Genomic DNA, 16346 nt, shown 5'->3' on the forward strand with positions numbered 1-16346 from the left:
CCTTCAGGCCGTGGGATTGATTTCCCAGGAATCGGGCGTATCGTGGGCGCCCTGTTCGCGGGAAAGTCGGATGTTGAGCCCCAGGTCGTTGCGCGAGTCGGCGTTCTGCAGCGCCTCCTGCTCGGTGATCTTGCCTTGCTCGAACAGTCGAAACAGCGACTGGTCAAAGGTCTGCATGCCGTGCTGGGAGCCTTCCTTCATCGCGTCCTTGATGCCGTGAACTTCACCCTTGAGGATAAGATCGGCGATATAGGGCGTACGCAGCAGCAGCTCGACGGCGGGCACCCGTTTGCCGTCCACCGTGGGAATCAGACGCTGGCTGACAATGGCCTGCAGGTGCAGCGACAGATCCACGAATAGCTGCCGGTGGGCCGATTCGGGAAAGAAGTTGATGATCCGGTCCAGGGTCTGGTTGGCGTTGTTGGCGTGCAGCGTCGACAGGCAGAGATGACCGGTCTCGGCATAGGCGACAGCATGCTGCATCGTTTGCTGATCGCGAATCTCGCCAATCAGGATCACGTCGGGGGCTTCGCGCATCGCGTTCTTCAGCGCCACCTCGTAGCTTTTCGTATCCAGCCCGACTTCGCGCTGATCGACGATGGAGCGCTTGTGCGGGTGGAGAAATTCGATCGGGTCTTCGATCGTCAGAACGTGGCCGGATCGATGCGAATTGCGATGATCGATCATCGAGGCCAGTGTCGTCGACTTGCCCGACCCGGTTGACCCGACCACCAGCACCAGCCCGCGCGGCAGCATGATCAGATCCTGCAGCTTGATCGGCAGATTCAGCTCCTCGATCGAGGGAATCTCGCCCTTGATGTGGCGAATAACCATGGCGACCGATCCGCGCTGGCGGAAGATGTTGACGCGAAAGCGCCCCACCCCTTCCAGGGCCAGGGCCAGGTTCATCTCCATATCGCGCTCGAACTCGGTGCTTTGCTTGTCGTTCATGACCGAGTAGGCCAACTGCCGGGTATCGGCGGTCGTCAGGCGCTGTTCCCCGAGAAACCGGGTCTTGCCCTCGATATTGATGCCGACCGGGGAGCCAGCACTGAAAAAGAGATCCGAGCCACCGTGTTTGACCATGGCCTGGAGGAATTTTTCTAGCGTCACAAGCAAGTTTCCTGACGAGACGAAGAACGGCTGCAACCGCCTGCGGTCGCAACGAATCGCTTCAGTGTATCACTCCGGCAGCGATGATCCGCTCTGGCGCAGGCATCTGGCGAGGCGGCGGAATTCATCTTTTGAGAGCTGGCCGCGGAACACGCCAAACGCGGCCAGTCCGTCCCCGCGCCAGCCGATGAACCAGGGGCTGACAAAAGAATACCGAACGCGGCGCGACCAGCGGCCACCGCGCCGATACGAAAGACCGTCCATGTCCGGGTTGAGCGTCAGCGCCGGCCTGAGCAGCCGCACCGTCGCGCGCCCACCGAGCACCATCGCAACGACCCCCAGGATAAAGACTGTGCCCCAATCGAGGTCCGCGAACACCAGCGAACAGGCGGCCAGAAAGGTCAGCATCACGCTGCACGCGGCCATGGCGCGCGCCGGCCGCAGCGAAATTTCAGTCCCTGCTGACCGCCGTTCCCCGTATGTCATCGACGATCATGCACAAGGAGCGGGATTCAGGCCGGCTGCGGCCCAGCAGCCAGTTCCACAGCTGATCATCTTCGGCATCGAGCAGTTCCCGGAAAGACCCCTGCAGATCTTCGCCGGCGCTTGCCCAATGCTGGTCCAGCCATCGGGTCAACAGGGTATCGAGTTCGCGCATGCCCCGGCGGCAGCGCCACTTCAGATCCCGCGGAACGGCAGCGTCAGTCACCGATCGGTCAGAGGCTGCGCCGGGCCAGCATCATCTTCTTGATCTCGGCGATCGCCTTGGCCGGGTTGAGACCCTTGGGACAGGTCTTGGCGCAGTTCATGATCGTATGGCAGCGGTACAGCCGGAAGGGATCCTCGAGATCATCGAGACGCTCTCCGGTGGCTTCGTCCCGGGAATCCACCAGCCAGCGATAAGCCTGCAGCAGCACGGCCGGACCGAGGTAGCGCTCGCCGTTCCACCAGTAGCTGGGACACGAGGTCGAGCAGCAGGCGCACAGGATGCACTCGTACAAGCCGTCGACTTTTTCCCGGTCCTCGCGCGACTGCAGCCGCTCCTTGTCCGGTGGCGCCGGGCTCTGCGTGCGAAGCCAGGGCTTGATCGAGGCGTACTGGGCGTAGAAATGGGTGAGATCGGGCACCAGGTCCTTGATGACGGGCATGTGCGGCAGCGGGTAGATGCGAACATCCCCCTTGACCTCGTCGATGGCCTTGGTGCAGGCCAGGGTATTGGTGCCGTCGATGTTGAAGGCGCAGGAGCCGCAGATCCCTTCCCGGCACGAGCGGCGGAAGGTCAGGGTCGGATCGATCTCGTTTTTGATCTTGAGCACCGCATCGAGCACCATCGGCCCGCATTCGTCCAGGTCCAGATCGTAGGAATCGATGCGCGGATTTTCACCGCTGTCGGGATCCCAGCGATAAACGCGGAACGTGCGTACGTTGCTTGCCCCTTCCGGTGCCGGAAAGTGCCGTCCCTGGTTGATTCTGGAGTTCTTCGGAAGTCGGAATTCAGCCATGATCGTTCGTCCGTAGGCAGCTTGTTTCAGGCAGACTTGGCCTTAAGGGGCCAGCTAATAGGTCCGCGCCTTGGCCGGGAACACCTCGACATCATCGGTGAGGGTATACATGTGCACCGGCCGGTAGTCGATCTGCACTTTGCCGTCCTCGTTCATCCAGGTCAGCGTGTGCTTCATCCAGTTATCGTCGTCGCGGTCGGGATGGTCCTCGCGAGCGTGAGCGCCGCGGCTCTCCTTGCGGTTTTCCGCCGACATCAGGGTGGTGACCGCATTGCCGATCAGATTACGCAGCTCCAGCGTCTCGACCAGGTCGGAGTTCCAGATCATCGAATGATCGCTGACCTTGACGTTATCGAATGCCGAGCGGACATCGGTAATGCGCTCACAGCCCTGCTGCAGCGTTTCGCCCGTGCGGAAGACCGCCGCATCCTGCTGCATGACCTGCTGCATGCGATCGCGGATCGAAGCGGTGGATTCGCTGCCCGAGGCATGGCGCAGACGGTCGAATTCGCCCACAAGCTGATCGACCCGTTCGCGCGCAACCGGCCGCACCGACTGGTCCGGCTTGATGGTCTCGCCGCAGCGTTTTGCCACGGCCCGGCCGAAGACGATCAGATCTAGCAGCGAGTTCGAGCCCAGCCGGTTGGCCCCGTGCACGGACACGCAGGCGGCCTCGCCGATCGAGAAAAGCCCCGGCACCACGGCGTCCGGATCACCGTCTTTAAGCGTGACCACTTCGCCGTGATAGTTGGTCGGAATCCCGCCCATGTTGTAGTGGACGGTGGGCAGAACCGGAATCGGATCACGGGTGACGTCCACGCCGGCAAAGATTCTGGCGGTCTCGGCAATGCCCGGGAGACGCTCATTGATCACGTCCGCGCCCAGATGCTGCAGGTTGAGGTGAATGTGATCGTTCTTCGAACCCACCCCGCGACCTTCCCGTATCTCGATGGTCATCGATCGCGATACCACGTCGCGCGAGGCCAGGTCCTTGGCGTTGGGGGCGTAGCGCTCCATGAAGCGTTCGCCGTCGGAATTGGTCAGATAGCCGCCCTCGCCCCGGACGCCCTCGGTAATCAGGCAACCGGCACCGTAGACCCCGGTCGGGTGGAACTGGACAAACTCCATATCCTGAAGCGGCAGCCCGGCGCGCAGCACCATGCCGTTGCCGTCGCCGGTGCAGGTGTGGGCCGAAGTCGCTGAAAAGTAAGCGCGACCGTAGCCGCCGGTGGCCAGGATGACCGCGTGCGCCCGAAACTCATGCAGCGTGCCGGACGCCAGGTCCCAGGCAAGGCAGCCGCGGCAGGCACCGTCATCGTCCATCAACAGATCCAGGGCGAAATACTCGATGAAAAACTGTGCTTCGTGCTTGAGCGATTGCTGATAGAGCGTGTGCAGGATCGCGTGCCCGGTCCGGTCAGCCGCCGCGCAGGTGCGCTGGGCAGTGCCTTCCCCGAACCGGGTGGTCATGCCGCCGAAGGGGCGCTGGTAAATCTTTCCTTCCTCGGTGCGCGAGAACGGCACCCCGAAGTGCTCCAGCTCGATCACCGACGGAATGGCCTCGCGGCACATGTACTCGATGGCGTCCTGATCGCCCAGCCAGTCCGACCCCTTGATGGTGTCGTACATGTGCCAGCGCCAGTCATCCTCGCCCATATTGCCCAGGGCCGCGCTCATGCCGCCCTGCGCCGCCACCGTGTGCGAGCGGGTCGGGAACACCTTGCTGATGCAGGCCGTGGTCAGACCGGTGGCCGCCAGACCCATGGTGGCGCGCAGGCCGGCGCCGCCGGCGCCGATGACCAGGACATCGTATTCGTGTTTCGTGATCTCGTATGCGTTGCTCAATTTATGCTCCAAAAGCCACTTTGAGGATGGCCAGGACCGCCAGCAAACCGGCGACGATGGCGGCAATCTTGACCAGCAGCTGCAGCGTGACCTCGACCGCACGCTGGTGAACGTAGTCCTCGATGATGACCTGCAGGCCCAGCTTGGCGTGATACAGCGAGGTAACCACAAACAAGATGCCCATGGCCGCATTGAAGGGGCGTCCCAGCCAGTCGGCGGCTTCGGCATGGCTGGCGCCAACCAGTGCCGACAGGGCAAGCACCAGCCACACCGTCAGGCCAATGAGCAGAATTGCGCTGAAGCGCTGCGCCCACCAGTGACCGACACCGTCTCCGGCTGAACCATGGTTGTGGGCTTCGGCAAGCGGATTTCTCAGATTCACAGCCACACCCCCCAGGCAATCACGGTCAGCGCACCCGCCAAGCCGACCACGGTCCAGCCCGAAGCGTAGGCCCCGCGCAGGTCGAGCAGCCAGCCTGCGTCCCACAACAGATGCCGGATACCGTTGAGCAGGTGGTAGAACAGCGCCGCCGTCCAGGCAACCAGCACCAGCAGCACGGGCACGCTTGCCAGGAATCCCGACAGAGCGGCGAATCGCTCGGGTCCGGCGGCCAGCGCCAGCAGCCAGGCCACCACGAGGACCAACCCGATGCTGAGCAAAACGCCGGAGATGCGGTGGCTGATGGACAGCACGGAGGTCAGCTGGGGTCGGTAAACCTGCAAGTGCGGGGAGATTGGTCGATTGTCAGTCGCCATAGGAGATGTTCCTGTCGAAAAAGTGGATCAGTGCTGCGCTCAGAAGTCGATGCAGCGTCCATTCTTTTCCCAGTCGCCGTAGCGAGTGGGATCCAGACCGTCTTTGCGGCCGCCGACTTCCTTGGGCGGGGTCGGTGCTTTCGGGGGCCGGGCGGACGAATCGTTCTTTTCGGGGAGCTGTTCGCCCCTGTTTGCTTCCTCACTCATAGCGTAGGATTGTACCTTGAGTCCGTTCATGATCGATCACCAATGTCTGACTGGATACCGTTGCCGCACCTGACCGCTTTGACCCTGAAAGGCGACGATGCGTCTGCCTTCGCCCATGCCCAGTTCACCACCGCCTTCGACGGGGACCGGGGCCAGCAATGGGGACTTTCAGCATGGTGCAATCCGAAGGGTAAGGTCATCAGCGTGATGCTGGCGCGCAGCCGCGACGCCGAAGTCGACCTCATCGCGCCAGCCAACCAGCTTGAAACGCTGACCGCACGGCTGCCGATGTATGCCATCGGGCGCAAGGTGGAACTGCTGGCCCCGCTTCCCGTGGCCGGCTGCCTGTCGCCGCCGGAAGATCCGACCCGCGTTCTGGGACCGGATCCTTCCAGGGGCATCAGAACCGGCCAGGCGCTAGCGCCTGAGAATCCTGAAGCCATTGCCCGGTGGCAGGCCCTGGATCTCTGTGCCGGCATTGCCTGGCTGGCGCCGGGGCGCAGCGAGCAGTTCCTGCCGCAGGCACTGGGTCTGGAAGAGCGCGGCGGCCTGAGCTACCGCAAAGGCTGCTATCCGGGCCAGGAGGTGATTGCGCGGGTCCATTACCTGGGCAAGGCCAAGGAACGCCTGGTCGGGTTTCGCCTGGCCGGTCGAGTCGAGACTCAGGACGGGGATCTGAGCGATGAGAACGGCCAACGTCTGGGGCGCATTCTGGGAACTTTAACGGGACAGGAAGCGACCATCGGCCTGGCCGTTGCCGGAGCTCAATGCCAGCCAGGTGCGACAATTGTTTGCGGCGACACGGCTGGTCGACTTTGCGAACCGGCTGAATTATGCTAGCCAATCTGGCGACACAACGATTTGTACTCAGGCTCTTGTTCACAGTCAGCCTCCCGGCCGGACGTTTTCGATGAAGCACTCGCCGTGGCCTGTCGCATGCATGCTGGCAGTGACGCTTTTGATCGGTCTTTTCGCAGCACCGCTGCAGGCCCAGACGTACCGACTGAAGGTGCACCCGACCTTCCCTCCGGAACAGGCCGAGCTGGTTTTCCAGCCACTGCTGGCCTACCTCAACGAAACGACCGAATACCGCTTCGAACTGGCAACCGCCCGAGACTTTCACCGTCACTGGCTTGACATCCGGCGGGGAGAACAACCGGACCTGGTGCTGGAAGACGCCCACCTGGTCGCGCTACGCATCGAGCGCGATGGCTATCGACCACTGGCCAAGGCCAGCTCGCCGGCCACGTTTTCGCTACTGACCGCGCTACCGGGCGACGAGCTTGAACTGGAAAACTTCGTCGGCCTGCGCGTCTCCAGCCTTCCGGCGCCCAGTCTGGGGCATCTGGTGCTCGCAAGTTGGTACCCCAACCCGATGCAGCAGCCGCTGATCCAGTCCAGCGCCACCTCATGGCTCGACGCGGTGGAGAGCGTTTTTGCCATGGAAGCCGACGCCGCCATCGTCCCCCACGATCTGGTTTCGCGCTACGTCAACCTCAGGCAGGTCGCCACCTCCACCGAGTTTCCTCACATGAGCGTTGCGGCCGCGCCTTCACTTGAGGCCGCCGTCGGCGATACCGTCCGCGACGCCCTGCTCAATCTGCATCAGGACCCGGACCATTTCGGAGTTCTGCATGAACTGGATATCGATCGCTTCGTGCCCGCTTCCGCCGACGAATACGTCGGTCTGGAGCAGTGGCTGGAACAGATCTACGGCAACTTTTAAGAGACGGTATCATCCCGCCTGTCATGAGCTCACCTGCGCTATCCGCACTCTCTCCGCTCGACGGTCGCTACGCTGACCGCCTCCAGTCCCTCGGCAAGCTGTGCTCGGAGAGCGGGCTGATCAGCCGTCGAGTCCAGGTCGAGGTCGCCTGGTTCGAAGCCCTGGCCGCCCACCCGGATTTTCCGGCCCTGCCGCCGCTCAGCGCCGACGACCGGCAATTCCTCGCAGATTTGGTCAAGGACTTTTCGCTCAAAGACGCCGCCGAGGTCAAGCGCATCGAGGCTGCGACCAACCACGACGTCAAGGCGGTTGAATACTGGCTCAAGCAGCGCCTGAGCGAGCGGCCGTCGCTGGCCCCACACCGCGAATTCATCCACTTCGCCTGCACCTCCGAAGACATCAACAACCTGGCCTGGGCGCTGATCATCCAGGCCGCGATATTCGAGGCGCTCGACCCCCTGCTCGGCCGAATCGACCGCCGCCTGGAAGCCTTGGCCGCCGACCATGCCGGTCTGGCGATGCTGTCGCGCACGCATGGCCAGACCGCCTCGCCCACCACGCTGGGCAAGGAGATCGCCAATACCGTGTTTCGGCTTAGGCGGCAGCGCCGGCAGCTCGCACAGGTAGAGATCAGCGGCAAGATCAACGGGGCGGTCGGAAATTTCAATGCTCACCTCGTGGCTTGCCCGGACCTGGACTGGTCCGAGCTGGCCCGGTCGGTGGTCGAAGAACTGGGACTGGTCTGGAATCCCTACACCACCCAGATCGAGCCGCACGACATGACCGCCGAAATCGCTCACGCGCTGATCCGCATCAACACCGTGCTGCTGGACTTTGCCCGCGACGCGTGGGGTTACATTTCGCTGGGATACTTTCGCCAGCGGCTGGTCGATGGCGAAGTCGGATCGTCGACCATGCCGCACAAGGTCAACCCGATCGACTTCGAAAACGGCGAAGGCAATCTCGGCCTCGCCAACGCCTTGCTCGAGCACCTGGCCGGCAAGCTTCCGGTCTCGCGCTGGCAGCGGGACCTGACCGATTCCACGGTCCAGCGCAGCATCGGGAGCGCTTTCGGCTACTGCCAGCTGGCCTGGGGATCGATCCTGCGGGGTCTGGAGCGGATCGCCCCTGACGAGGCCCGGCTGGCGGCGGACCTCGATCAATCCTGGGAGGTGCTCGCCGAGGCGGTTCAGACCGTGATGCGCCTGCATGGCCTGCCGGAACCCTACGAACAACTCAAGGCACTCACGCGGGGACGCGGCATCGACCGGGCGTCCCTGCAGGCATTCATCGAGCAGCTCGACCTGCCCGAAGACGAACGCCGTCGTCTGCTCGCGCTCGCGCCGGCCGACTATACCGGCAACGCCCGCGAGATGGCACTGGCCCTGCCCCGTTTTGTCTGAGCACGGTTTCATCGAATCCGGACACACGCTCGAGCGTGTGCAGGTCCGCGCGGTTATAATCTCCCATTGGCGTCGAATCCCCGATTTCGCAGGCTTTACCCCATGAGCAAGCAGCTTCAGCAGCAGTACCGGGCATCGCACCTGTCCGGCGGCAACGCCGCCTACGTCGAGGAGCTCTACGAGACCTGGCTGGACAGCCCGGACGCCGTGCCGAGCCAGTGGCAAAGCCTGTTTTCCAGCCTGAACGAAACCGGAGAAGATTCCCGTCATCTGGCGATGCTCGAGCATTTCCGCCAGATCGGCGCCAACGGCGTGCAGGCGCCAGGGGGCGGTGCCGAAGACTTCAAGCAGGCCGGCGTACTGCGGCTGATCAACGCCTTTCGCGTGCGCGGTCACCAACGCGCCCGGCTCGACCCGCTGAAGCTCAGCGAGCGCCCCCAGGTACCCGATCTGGAAATCGATTTTTACGGCCTGGGCGAGGCGGACCTGACGACCTCGTTCCACACCGGCACCCTGGCAGGGCCGGATCATCTCCCGCTGGGCGATATCGTCGACATTTGCCGCCGCACCTATTGCGGCAGCATCGGCACCGAGTACATGCACATCACCGACACCCGCCAGCGCCGCTGGCTGCAGCAGCGACTGGAGGGGGCACGGGGTGATTTCACGCCCTCGCAGGAAGAGCGCCTGCGGCTGTTCGACAAGCTGTCGGCCGCCGAGGGCATGGAAAAATACCTGCATTCGAAGTACGTCGGCCAGAAACGCTTCTCGCTGGAGGGCGGAGAAAGCCTGATCCCGCTGCTCGATACCCTGATCCGCCACACCGGCAGCCAGGGCGTCCAGGAAATGGTCATCGGCATGGCCCATCGCGGCCGACTGAACGTGCTGGTCAATATCCTGGGCAAGAGTCCGCGCGAGCTGTTTGCGGAGTTCGAAGGCGCCATGGCCAAGGACGACCCCAATCGCTCTGGCGACGTCAAGTACCACATGGGTTTCAGCTCGGACGTGCGCACGCCGGGCGGGGTCATGCACCTGGCGCTGGCCTTCAACCCCTCGCACCTGGAGATCGTCAACCCGGTCGTGGCCGGATCGGCCCGGGCTCGCCAGACCCGCCTGGGCGACGAGTCACGCGAGCAGGTCATGCCGGTCCTGGTGCACGGGGACGCCGCGATTGCCGGACAGGGCGTGGTCATGGAGCTTTTGAACATGTCCCAGGCGCGCGGATTCGCCGTCGGGGGCACGTTCCATATCGTGATCAACAACCAGATCGGCTTCACCACCTCCAACCCCATCGACGCGCGCTCGACGCTGTACTGCACGGAAGTGGCCAAGATGGTCCAGGCCCCGATTTTCCACGTCAATGGCGATGATCCCGAAGCGGTCTTGTTCGTGACCCGGCTGGCCGCCGATTTCCGGCGCGAATTCAAAAAAGACGTCGTCATCGACCTGATCTGTTATCGGCGGCTCGGCCACAACGAGGCCGACGAACCGGCCGCCACGCAGCCGCGCATGTACCAGATCATTCGCAAGCTCGATCCGGTGCGCAAGCAATACGCCGACCGCCTCATCGAAGAGGGGCTGGTGGACCCGGATGAGATCGGCCAGGCCGGCGAACGCTACCGCGACAAGCTCGACTCCGGAGAGCCGGTCGTGGAACTGGTGGCCGAGGAAGACGCCCTGGTCACGGTCGACTGGGAGCCGTACCTCGACAGCGACTGGCGCGACCCGGCCGAGACCGGCCTGACCGCCCCGGACATCCAGTCGCTGGGCGAAACCATCACCACGGTGCCCGAGGACTTCAAGCTCCACCGCCAGGTCGAACGCATCATCGACTCGCGCCGCAAGATGATCGCCGGCGAAATGCCGCTGGACTGGGGTTGCGCCGAAACCCTGGCCTACGCCAGCCTGATTCGCGACGGCCACGGTCTGCGCCTGGTGGGACAGGATTCGGGACGCGGCACCTTCTTCCACCGACACGCGGTGCTCCACAACCAGGTCGACGGGCGCCCGTTCATCCCGCTCAGCGAGCTGACCGACAACGAGCGCAAGGTCACCATCATCGATTCCCTGCTGTCCGAAGAGGCCGTGCTCGGCTTCGAGTACGGCTATGCCACCGCCGACCCGGGTTCGCTGGTGATTTGGGAGGCCCAGTTCGGTGATTTCGTCAATGGCGCCCAGGTGGTCATTGACCAGTTCATCACCTCCGGCGAAACGAAGTGGGGAAGGCTGTGCGGGCTGGTGATGTTTCTGCCGCACGGCTACGAGGGCCAGGGTCCGGAGCACTCGTCAGCTCGACTTGAGCGGTTCATGCAGCTGGCTTCGGGCAACAACATCCAGGTCTGCGTGCCCTCGCTGCCGAGCCAGATGTTCCACATGCTCAGACGCCAGATGCTGCGGCCCTTCCGCCGGCCACTGATCGTGATGACGCCTAAGTCGCTGCTGCGACACAAGGCCTCCACTTCCGGCCTGGACGAAATCGAACACGGCGCTTTCCGGGTCGTCATCGATGATCCGAACAAGCCCTCTCCGGAAACGGTCAAGCGGGTCGTCTTCTGTGCCGGCAAGGTTTATTTCGACCTGGCCGAAGCGCGCGACAGCCAGAACAAGGACGACGTGGCGCTGGTTCGGGTCGAGCAGCTCTACCCCTTCCCCCGGGAAGAGTTGCAGGCCATCATCGAGCACTACAGCCAGGCCGACGAGATTGTATGGTGCCAGGAAGAGCCCCTGAATCAGGGGGCCTGGTTCCAGATCCGGCACCACATCCAGGCCTGCATCCGGCCGGATCAGAATTTGAAATACGTCGGCAGAAACGCCTCGGCATCACCCGCCGTGGGCTATTACCAGATCCATCAGGAACAGCAAAAACGACTCGTGAGCGATGCCCTGACTCACGGCAAGGGAATGGAGTGAAGGAGTAAAGATCGATGAGTATTGAAGTCAAGGTACCCAACCTGCCGGAGTCGGTCTCCGACGCCACGGTGGCCAAGTGGCACAAGAAGCCGGGCGACGCGATCGCGCGAGACGAGAACCTGGTGGACCTGGAAACCGACAAGGTCGTGCTGGAAGTCCCCGCCCCTGCCAACGGCGTACTCGAAAGCATCAGCGCCGAGGAAGGCGATACGGTGACTGAAGCCCAGGTCCTGGGGCTGCTGGCCGAAGGCGAAGCACCGGCGGCCGGGGAGAACGACAAGCCGGCGCAGAAAAAGGACGACGAGGGCCCTTCCGCCGCGCCCAGGACAGAAGAAAAGTCCGCATCACCCGCAAAGGCGCCGGCCGAAGGCGGAGACGACATGGCCCCGTCGGTGCGCAAGATGGTCGCTGAAAACGAGGTCGATCCGTCCGCCATTGAAGGCAGCGGCCGCGCCGGCCGGCTGACCAAGGGTGACGTCCTCAAGCATCTCCAGGGTGGCGGCGCCCGGCCCGAAGAACGGGTCAAGATGTCGCGCCTGCGCTCGCGCATCGCCGAGCGGATGAAGGACGCCCAGAACACCGCGGCGATCCTGACCTCTTTCAACGAGGTCAACCTGCAGGCGGTCATGGACATCCGGGCGCGCTACAAGGAAGATTTCATCAAGCGCCACGACGTCAAGCTCGGCTTCATGTCGTTCTTCGTCAAGGCCTGCTGCGAGGCGCTGGCCAAGCACCCCGTCGTCAACGCATCCATCGACGGCGACGAGATCGTCTACCACGGCTTTCAGGATATCGGGATCGCGGTATCCACCGAACGCGGCCTGATCGTGCCGGTACTGCGCGACGTCCAGCACATGGGCCTGGCCGACATCGAGGGCGCCATCGCCGACTTTGCTGGCCAGGCGCGCAAGGGCACGATCAAGCTCGAGGACCTCCAGGGCGGGACCTTTACCATTACCAATGGCGGCGTGTTCGGCTCGCTGCTGTCCACGCCGCTGCTGAACATGCCGCAAAGTGCCATCCTGGGGATGCACGCCATCAAGGAGCGGCCCGTGGCCGAAAACGGCCAGGTGGTCATCCGGCCGATGATGTACATCGCCCTGTCCTACGACCACCGCATCGTCGACGGCAAGGACGCCGTGCAGTTCCTGGTCGCCGTCAAGGAGGCGCTGGAGGACCCGGCGCGCATGCTGCTTGGACTTTAGAGCACTTAAAGCTGATTCAAGGAAAGCGTAATGTCTGACAAGGAATTCGATCTGATCATCATCGGCGGCGGCCCCGGCGGCTACGTGGCTGCCATTCGCGCCGCGCAGCTGGAAATGAAAGTCCTGCTGATCGACGATCGTCAGGCCGAAGACGGCAAGCCGGCGCCGGGTGGTACCTGCCTCAACGTCGGTTGTGTGCCTTCCAAGGCCCTGCTGGACTCCTCCAAGCACTATCACCACATCCAGCACGACTACGCCGCCCATGGCATTTCCGTGGAATCGGTAGCCATGGATATCGGCCAGATGATTGGCCGCAAGCGCCAGGTGGTCAAGCAGCTCAACGGTGGCCTGCTGCAGCTGTTCAAGGCCAACAAGATCGAGTTCGCCAATGGTCGCGGACAGCTGCTGGCCGACCGCGTCGTCGAGGTCGCCCCCAACGAGGGCGAGACCTATCGAGTGCATGGTGAACACGTCATTCTGGCCGCCGGTTCGGTGCCGTTCACCATCCCCAACGTGGCAATCGACGGCGAGCACATCGTTGACAACGTCGGCGTGCTGGAATTCGACGCGGTCCCCGAGCGTCTGGGCGTGATCGGTGCCGGTGTCATCGGGCTGGAGATGGGCAGCGTCTGGAAGCGCCTGGGCTCGGAGGTCATTCTTTTCGAGGCCATGGACCAGCTGCTGCCGGTCATCGACAAGGACATGAGTCGGGCCGCGGTGCGCGAATTCAAAAAACAGGGGCTGGACATCCGCCTGGGCACCAAAGTCGCCGGCGCGGAGCTCGTCGACGGCAAGGTCAGCGTGACTTATTCCGAGGGCGATGAAGAGAAAACCGAAGTCTTCGACAAACTGCTGGTCGCGGTGGGCCGACGCGCGGCCAGCGAAGCGCTGCTGGCCGAAGACAGCGGCGTGGAGCTGACCGAACGCGGCCAGGTGGCCGTGGACGAGCACTGCCGCACATCGGCCGACAACGTCTGGGCGATCGGCGATCTGGTGCGCGGGCCAATGCTGGCCCACAAGGCCTCCGAGGAGGGCGTGGCCGTGGTCGAGACCATCGCCGGCCAGCACGGCCACATCAATCTCGACCATGTCCCGTGGGTGATCTATACAGACCCCGAGATTGCCTGGGTCGGCCAGACCGAAAAAGACCTCAAGGAAGCCGGCGTCGACTACAAGGCCGGCAGCTTCCCGTTTGCCGCCACCGGGCGCGGACTGGCCATGGGCGAGGCCGCCGGGCAGGTCAAGATTCTCGCCGATGCCGAGACCGATCGCATTCTCGGCGCCCAGATCATCGGACCCACCGCCTCGGAAATGATCGCCGAGATCGTGGTGGCGATGGAGTTCGCCGGCGCCAGTGAAGACCTGGCCCGCATCGTTCATGCCCATCCCACCTTGTCCGAGGCGATTCACGAAGCCGCGCTGGCCGTCGACAAACGCGCGATTCACAAGGCCAACTAGTCCCCTTCGGGAAGCAGGCGAAATCACCATGAGCAGCGAAATTCCAGACAGCTTCCGCGCCTTTCGGATTTTCGACGACGAAGACGGCTATCGATCCGAGATCGTCGAACAATCGATCGACGATCAGTCCGAAGGCGACGTGGTGATCCAGGTCGCCTGGTCCAGCGTCAATTACAAGGATGCCCTTGCAGGTACCGGCAAGGGCAAGATCCTGCGTGACTTCCCGCTCAACGGCGGCATCGACGTCGCCGGCACCGTGATCGAGTCGCGCGCCGCCGATTTTCGTGAAGGTGACGAAGTCCTGATGACCGGCAGTGGACTATCCGAAGTCCGCGACGGCGGCTACAGCGAGTACCTGAGAGTCCCGTCGGAATGGCTGATCCCGCGACCCGACGGGCTTGACCTGTATGAAGCCATGTGCCTGGGGACGGCCGGATTCACCGCCGCGCTCGGGCTGTACCGGATGGAGGCGCTGGGCCAGACACCGGACATGGGACCGATCTGCATTACCGGGGCATCCGGCGGCGTCGGCTCGCTGGCGGTCGATATCTATTCCCGGGCCGGCTACGAGATCAGCGCCATCAGCGGCAAGGTCGACGAATTCGACTGGCTGCACGAGCTGGGCGCCGGCCAATGCATCTCGCGCCACGACCTGCACTGGCCGGAAACGCCGCTGGCATCAGCGCGATTTGCCGGCGCCCTGGACACGGTCGGCAGCGACATGCTCAGCGGCCTGACCCGGGTCATCCGCCCGTGGGGCAACATCGCCGCCTGCGGTATGGCCGCAGGAATCGGCCTGCAGACCACGGTGATGCCGTTCATCATTCGCGGCATCAGTCTGGTCGGCATCAACTCCTCCGGCTGCGCCTACCCGTTGCGCGAGACCGTCTGGGCACGGCTGGCCGGTGACTGGAAACCCCGCCACCTCGACAAGATCGCCCAGGAACCCATTGGTCTGGAGGATCTTCAGCAGACTTTCGAACAACTGCTGGCCGGCGGCGGCAGGGGCCGCATCCCGGTCCGCATCGGCAGCTGAGGAGAACGCGCATGGCCCGAATTCTGATCGTCGATGACTCCGAAACCCAACTCTACGCCCTGCGCAAGATACTCGAGGGTGGAGGGCACGAGGTCTATGCTGCCGAAAACGGGCCCGACGGGATCGACATGGCCGTCAGCGAAAGCCCGGATGTCATCCTGATGGACGTGGTCATGCCGGACATGAGCGGCTTTCAGGCCACGCGCAAGCTGGCCCGCAAGCCCGAGACCGCTAACATCCCCGTGATATTCGTGACCACCAAGGATCAGGAAAGCGATCGCGTCTGGGGCATGCGTCAGGGCGCGGCCGATTACATCACCAAGCCGGTGGATCGCAAACATCTCCTGGCAACCATTCAAAGAATTCTGGAGAACGAGACATGAGCATTTCCGCCGGAGATCAAATCCCCAGCGCCCCGCTGGCGGTGATGGGCAGCAACGGTCCGGGCCCGGTCGACAGCAGCGAACTGCTGGGCAGCGGCCTGGTCGTGCTGTTTGCCGTCCCGGGCGCCTTTACCCCGACCTGTTCCGCCGAACATCTGCCGGGGTTTGTCGAACACGCCAAGGCCCTCCGTGAAAAAGGGGTGGACCGAATCGTCTGCATGGCGGTCAACGACGTGTTCGTGATGGATGCCTGGGGCAAAGCCGGCAACGTGGGCGACGACATCACGATGGCGGCCGACGGCAACGGCGAGTTTACCCGGGCCCTGGGCCTGGAGATGGATGCCTCCGCCTTCGGCATGGGTCAGCGCTGCCACCGTTTTGCCATGATCGTGCGCGACGGTGTTGTTGCAAAGCTGCTGGTCGAGGGGCCGGGCGAGTTCCGCGTCTCAAGCGCGGAGTACGTGCTGGAGCAAATCTGACCGGTCTGGCCGGCGCATGAAACCCGGCCCGGCGGCTCAATTGCCGACTGGAGCGGGATAGCGCACCGGGTTGACCCCCTGCGGCTCGATGATGCCAAGCTGAAAGCCGGCCCACAGCGCGCCGATCAGGGCAAGCGACAGCCCGATCCGCAGCGTCAGCCGGCGCACCGCTCGATCGCTGTCGCTGTCGTCCTTGACCAGAAAATAGAAACTTGACGCCAGCGTGTACAGGATCCCCAGAAAGGTCCCGATGATCAGCATTTTGCCCAGCAAGTTCAATGACCTCGATTTGACTGCCGGCGGAGTATAACGAGAGTTCGTGA

At 63.5% G+C, this 16346-nt stretch carries 18 protein-coding genes; 9 read left to right on the plus strand and 9 right to left on the minus strand.

Going from position 1 to position 16346, the window contains the following annotated elements; genetic code table 11:
* Positions 1-3: 3 nt before the first annotated feature.
* The 8 genes from G3I74_RS03745 to G3I74_RS03780 form a co-directional block, all read right to left on the minus strand.
* Positions 4-1113, minus strand: a complete 1110-nt coding sequence (locus G3I74_RS03745) for a PilT/PilU family type 4a pilus ATPase (RefSeq protein WP_164210221.1) — start codon at positions 1111-1113, stop codon at positions 4-6.
* Positions 1114-1182: 69 nt separating this feature from the next.
* Positions 1183-1539, minus strand: a complete 357-nt coding sequence (locus tag G3I74_RS03750) for a hypothetical protein (protein WP_164210222.1) — start codon at positions 1537-1539, stop codon at positions 1183-1185.
* 25 nt (positions 1540-1564) lie between these two features.
* Complete coding sequence (locus tag G3I74_RS03755) at positions 1565-1822, minus strand: succinate dehydrogenase assembly factor 2 (RefSeq protein ID WP_203594493.1); 258 nt, start codon at positions 1820-1822, stop codon at positions 1565-1567.
* A gap of 7 nt (positions 1823-1829) precedes the next feature.
* Positions 1830-2615 (minus strand): succinate dehydrogenase iron-sulfur subunit, encoded by a 786-nt coding sequence (locus G3I74_RS03760; protein WP_164210223.1) that lies wholly within the window; start codon positions 2613-2615, stop codon positions 1830-1832.
* Between the two features lie 54 nt (positions 2616-2669).
* On the minus strand, positions 2670-4460 hold the full coding sequence (gene sdhA, locus G3I74_RS03765; RefSeq protein ID WP_164210224.1) for a succinate dehydrogenase flavoprotein subunit: 1791 nt from the start codon (positions 4458-4460) through the stop codon (positions 2670-2672).
* Between the two features lies 1 nt (position 4461).
* A complete protein-coding gene (gene sdhD / locus G3I74_RS03770; RefSeq protein ID WP_164210225.1) occupies positions 4462-4842 on the minus strand; it encodes a succinate dehydrogenase, hydrophobic membrane anchor protein in 381 nt (126 codons plus the stop codon).
* Positions 4839-5216, minus strand: coding sequence for a succinate dehydrogenase, cytochrome b556 subunit (gene sdhC, locus G3I74_RS03775; RefSeq protein WP_164210226.1), 378 nt, complete (start codon positions 5214-5216; stop codon positions 4839-4841). Before sdhC ends, sdhD begins: the two co-directional genes overlap by 4 nt.
* 39 nt (positions 5217-5255) lie before the next feature.
* On the minus strand, positions 5256-5423 hold the full coding sequence (locus G3I74_RS03780) for a DUF1674 domain-containing protein (protein ID WP_164210227.1): 168 nt from the start codon (positions 5421-5423) through the stop codon (positions 5256-5258).
* Positions 5424-5465: 42 nt separating this feature from the next.
* Between G3I74_RS03780 and ygfZ the strand changes: the two genes are divergently transcribed.
* The 9 genes from ygfZ (at position 5466) to G3I74_RS03825 (ending at position 16023) form a co-directional block, all read left to right on the plus strand.
* On the plus strand, positions 5466-6263 hold the full coding sequence (gene ygfZ, locus G3I74_RS03785) for a CAF17-like 4Fe-4S cluster assembly/insertion protein YgfZ (RefSeq protein WP_164210228.1): 798 nt from the start codon (positions 5466-5468) through the stop codon (positions 6261-6263).
* A 109-nt stretch (positions 6264-6372) separates the two neighbouring features.
* Positions 6373-7149 carry a PhnD/SsuA/transferrin family substrate-binding protein gene (locus tag G3I74_RS03790; RefSeq protein ID WP_164210229.1) on the plus strand — a complete coding sequence of 259 codons (777 nt, stop codon included), beginning with the start codon at positions 6373-6375 and terminating at the stop codon, positions 7147-7149.
* Positions 7150-7172: 23 nt separating this feature from the next.
* Positions 7173-8552, plus strand: coding sequence for an adenylosuccinate lyase (gene purB, locus G3I74_RS03795; RefSeq protein WP_164210230.1), 1380 nt, complete (start codon positions 7173-7175; stop codon positions 8550-8552).
* Between the two features lie 102 nt (positions 8553-8654).
* Positions 8655-11462 carry a 2-oxoglutarate dehydrogenase E1 component gene (locus tag G3I74_RS03800; RefSeq protein ID WP_164210231.1) on the plus strand — a complete coding sequence of 936 codons (2808 nt, stop codon included), beginning with the start codon at positions 8655-8657 and terminating at the stop codon, positions 11460-11462.
* A 14-nt stretch (positions 11463-11476) separates the two neighbouring features.
* Entirely contained in the window at positions 11477-12667 is a 1191-nt protein-coding gene (sucB, locus tag G3I74_RS03805; protein WP_164210232.1) for a dihydrolipoyllysine-residue succinyltransferase, read from the plus strand.
* A 30-nt stretch (positions 12668-12697) separates the two neighbouring features.
* Positions 12698-14125 carry a dihydrolipoyl dehydrogenase gene (gene lpdA / locus G3I74_RS03810; RefSeq protein WP_164210233.1) on the plus strand — a complete coding sequence of 476 codons (1428 nt, stop codon included), beginning with the start codon at positions 12698-12700 and terminating at the stop codon, positions 14123-14125.
* 28 nt (positions 14126-14153) lie between these two features.
* Positions 14154-15161, plus strand: coding sequence for an acrylyl-CoA reductase family protein (locus G3I74_RS03815; RefSeq protein ID WP_164210234.1), 1008 nt, complete (start codon positions 14154-14156; stop codon positions 15159-15161).
* Positions 15162-15172: 11 nt separating this feature from the next.
* Positions 15173-15544, plus strand: a complete 372-nt coding sequence (locus tag G3I74_RS03820; protein WP_164210235.1) for a response regulator — start codon at positions 15173-15175, stop codon at positions 15542-15544.
* Positions 15541-16023 carry a peroxiredoxin gene (locus G3I74_RS03825; protein WP_164210236.1) on the plus strand — a complete coding sequence of 161 codons (483 nt, stop codon included), beginning with the start codon at positions 15541-15543 and terminating at the stop codon, positions 16021-16023. The genes G3I74_RS03820 and G3I74_RS03825 overlap by 4 nt, the downstream gene beginning before the upstream one ends.
* Before the next feature lie 36 nt (positions 16024-16059).
* Here G3I74_RS03825 and G3I74_RS03830 read toward each other — a convergent pair whose 3' ends face one another.
* Positions 16060-16296, minus strand: a complete 237-nt coding sequence (locus G3I74_RS03830) for a DUF2909 domain-containing protein (protein ID WP_203594494.1) — start codon at positions 16294-16296, stop codon at positions 16060-16062.
* Positions 16297-16346 lie beyond the last annotated feature (50 nt).

It is taken from the genome of Wenzhouxiangella limi, from assembly GCF_010499265.1.
Lineage (GTDB): Bacteria > Pseudomonadota > Gammaproteobacteria > Xanthomonadales > Wenzhouxiangellaceae > Wenzhouxiangella > Wenzhouxiangella limi.

Bases quoted from the DNA above. Each gene is read 5' to 3' on its own strand.
- G3I74_RS03750 (WP_164210222.1), bottom strand. From the start codon at position 1,539: ATGGCCGCGTGCAGCGTGATGCTGACCTTTCTGGCCGCCTGTTCGCTG.
- G3I74_RS03760 (WP_164210223.1), bottom strand. From the start codon at position 2,615: ATGGCTGAATTCCGACTTCCGAAGAACTCCAGAATCAACCAGGGACGG.
- sdhC (WP_164210226.1), bottom strand. From the start codon at position 5,216: ATGGCGACTGACAATCGACCAATCTCCCCGCACTTGCAGGTTTACCGA.
- G3I74_RS03780 (WP_164210227.1), bottom strand. From the start codon at position 5,423: ATGAGTGAGGAAGCAAACAGGGGCGAACAGCTCCCCGAAAAGAACGAT.
- ygfZ (WP_164210228.1), top strand. From the start codon at position 5,466: ATGTCTGACTGGATACCGTTGCCGCACCTGACCGCTTTGACCCTGAAA.
- purB (WP_164210230.1), top strand. From the start codon at position 7,173: ATGAGCTCACCTGCGCTATCCGCACTCTCTCCGCTCGACGGTCGCTAC.
- G3I74_RS03800 (WP_164210231.1), top strand. From the start codon at position 8,655: ATGAGCAAGCAGCTTCAGCAGCAGTACCGGGCATCGCACCTGTCCGGC.
- sucB (WP_164210232.1), top strand. From the start codon at position 11,477: ATGAGTATTGAAGTCAAGGTACCCAACCTGCCGGAGTCGGTCTCCGAC.
- lpdA (WP_164210233.1), top strand. From the start codon at position 12,698: ATGTCTGACAAGGAATTCGATCTGATCATCATCGGCGGCGGCCCCGGC.
- G3I74_RS03815 (WP_164210234.1), top strand. From the start codon at position 14,154: ATGAGCAGCGAAATTCCAGACAGCTTCCGCGCCTTTCGGATTTTCGAC.
- G3I74_RS03820 (WP_164210235.1), top strand. From the start codon at position 15,173: ATGGCCCGAATTCTGATCGTCGATGACTCCGAAACCCAACTCTACGCC.
- G3I74_RS03825 (WP_164210236.1), top strand. From the start codon at position 15,541: ATGAGCATTTCCGCCGGAGATCAAATCCCCAGCGCCCCGCTGGCGGTG.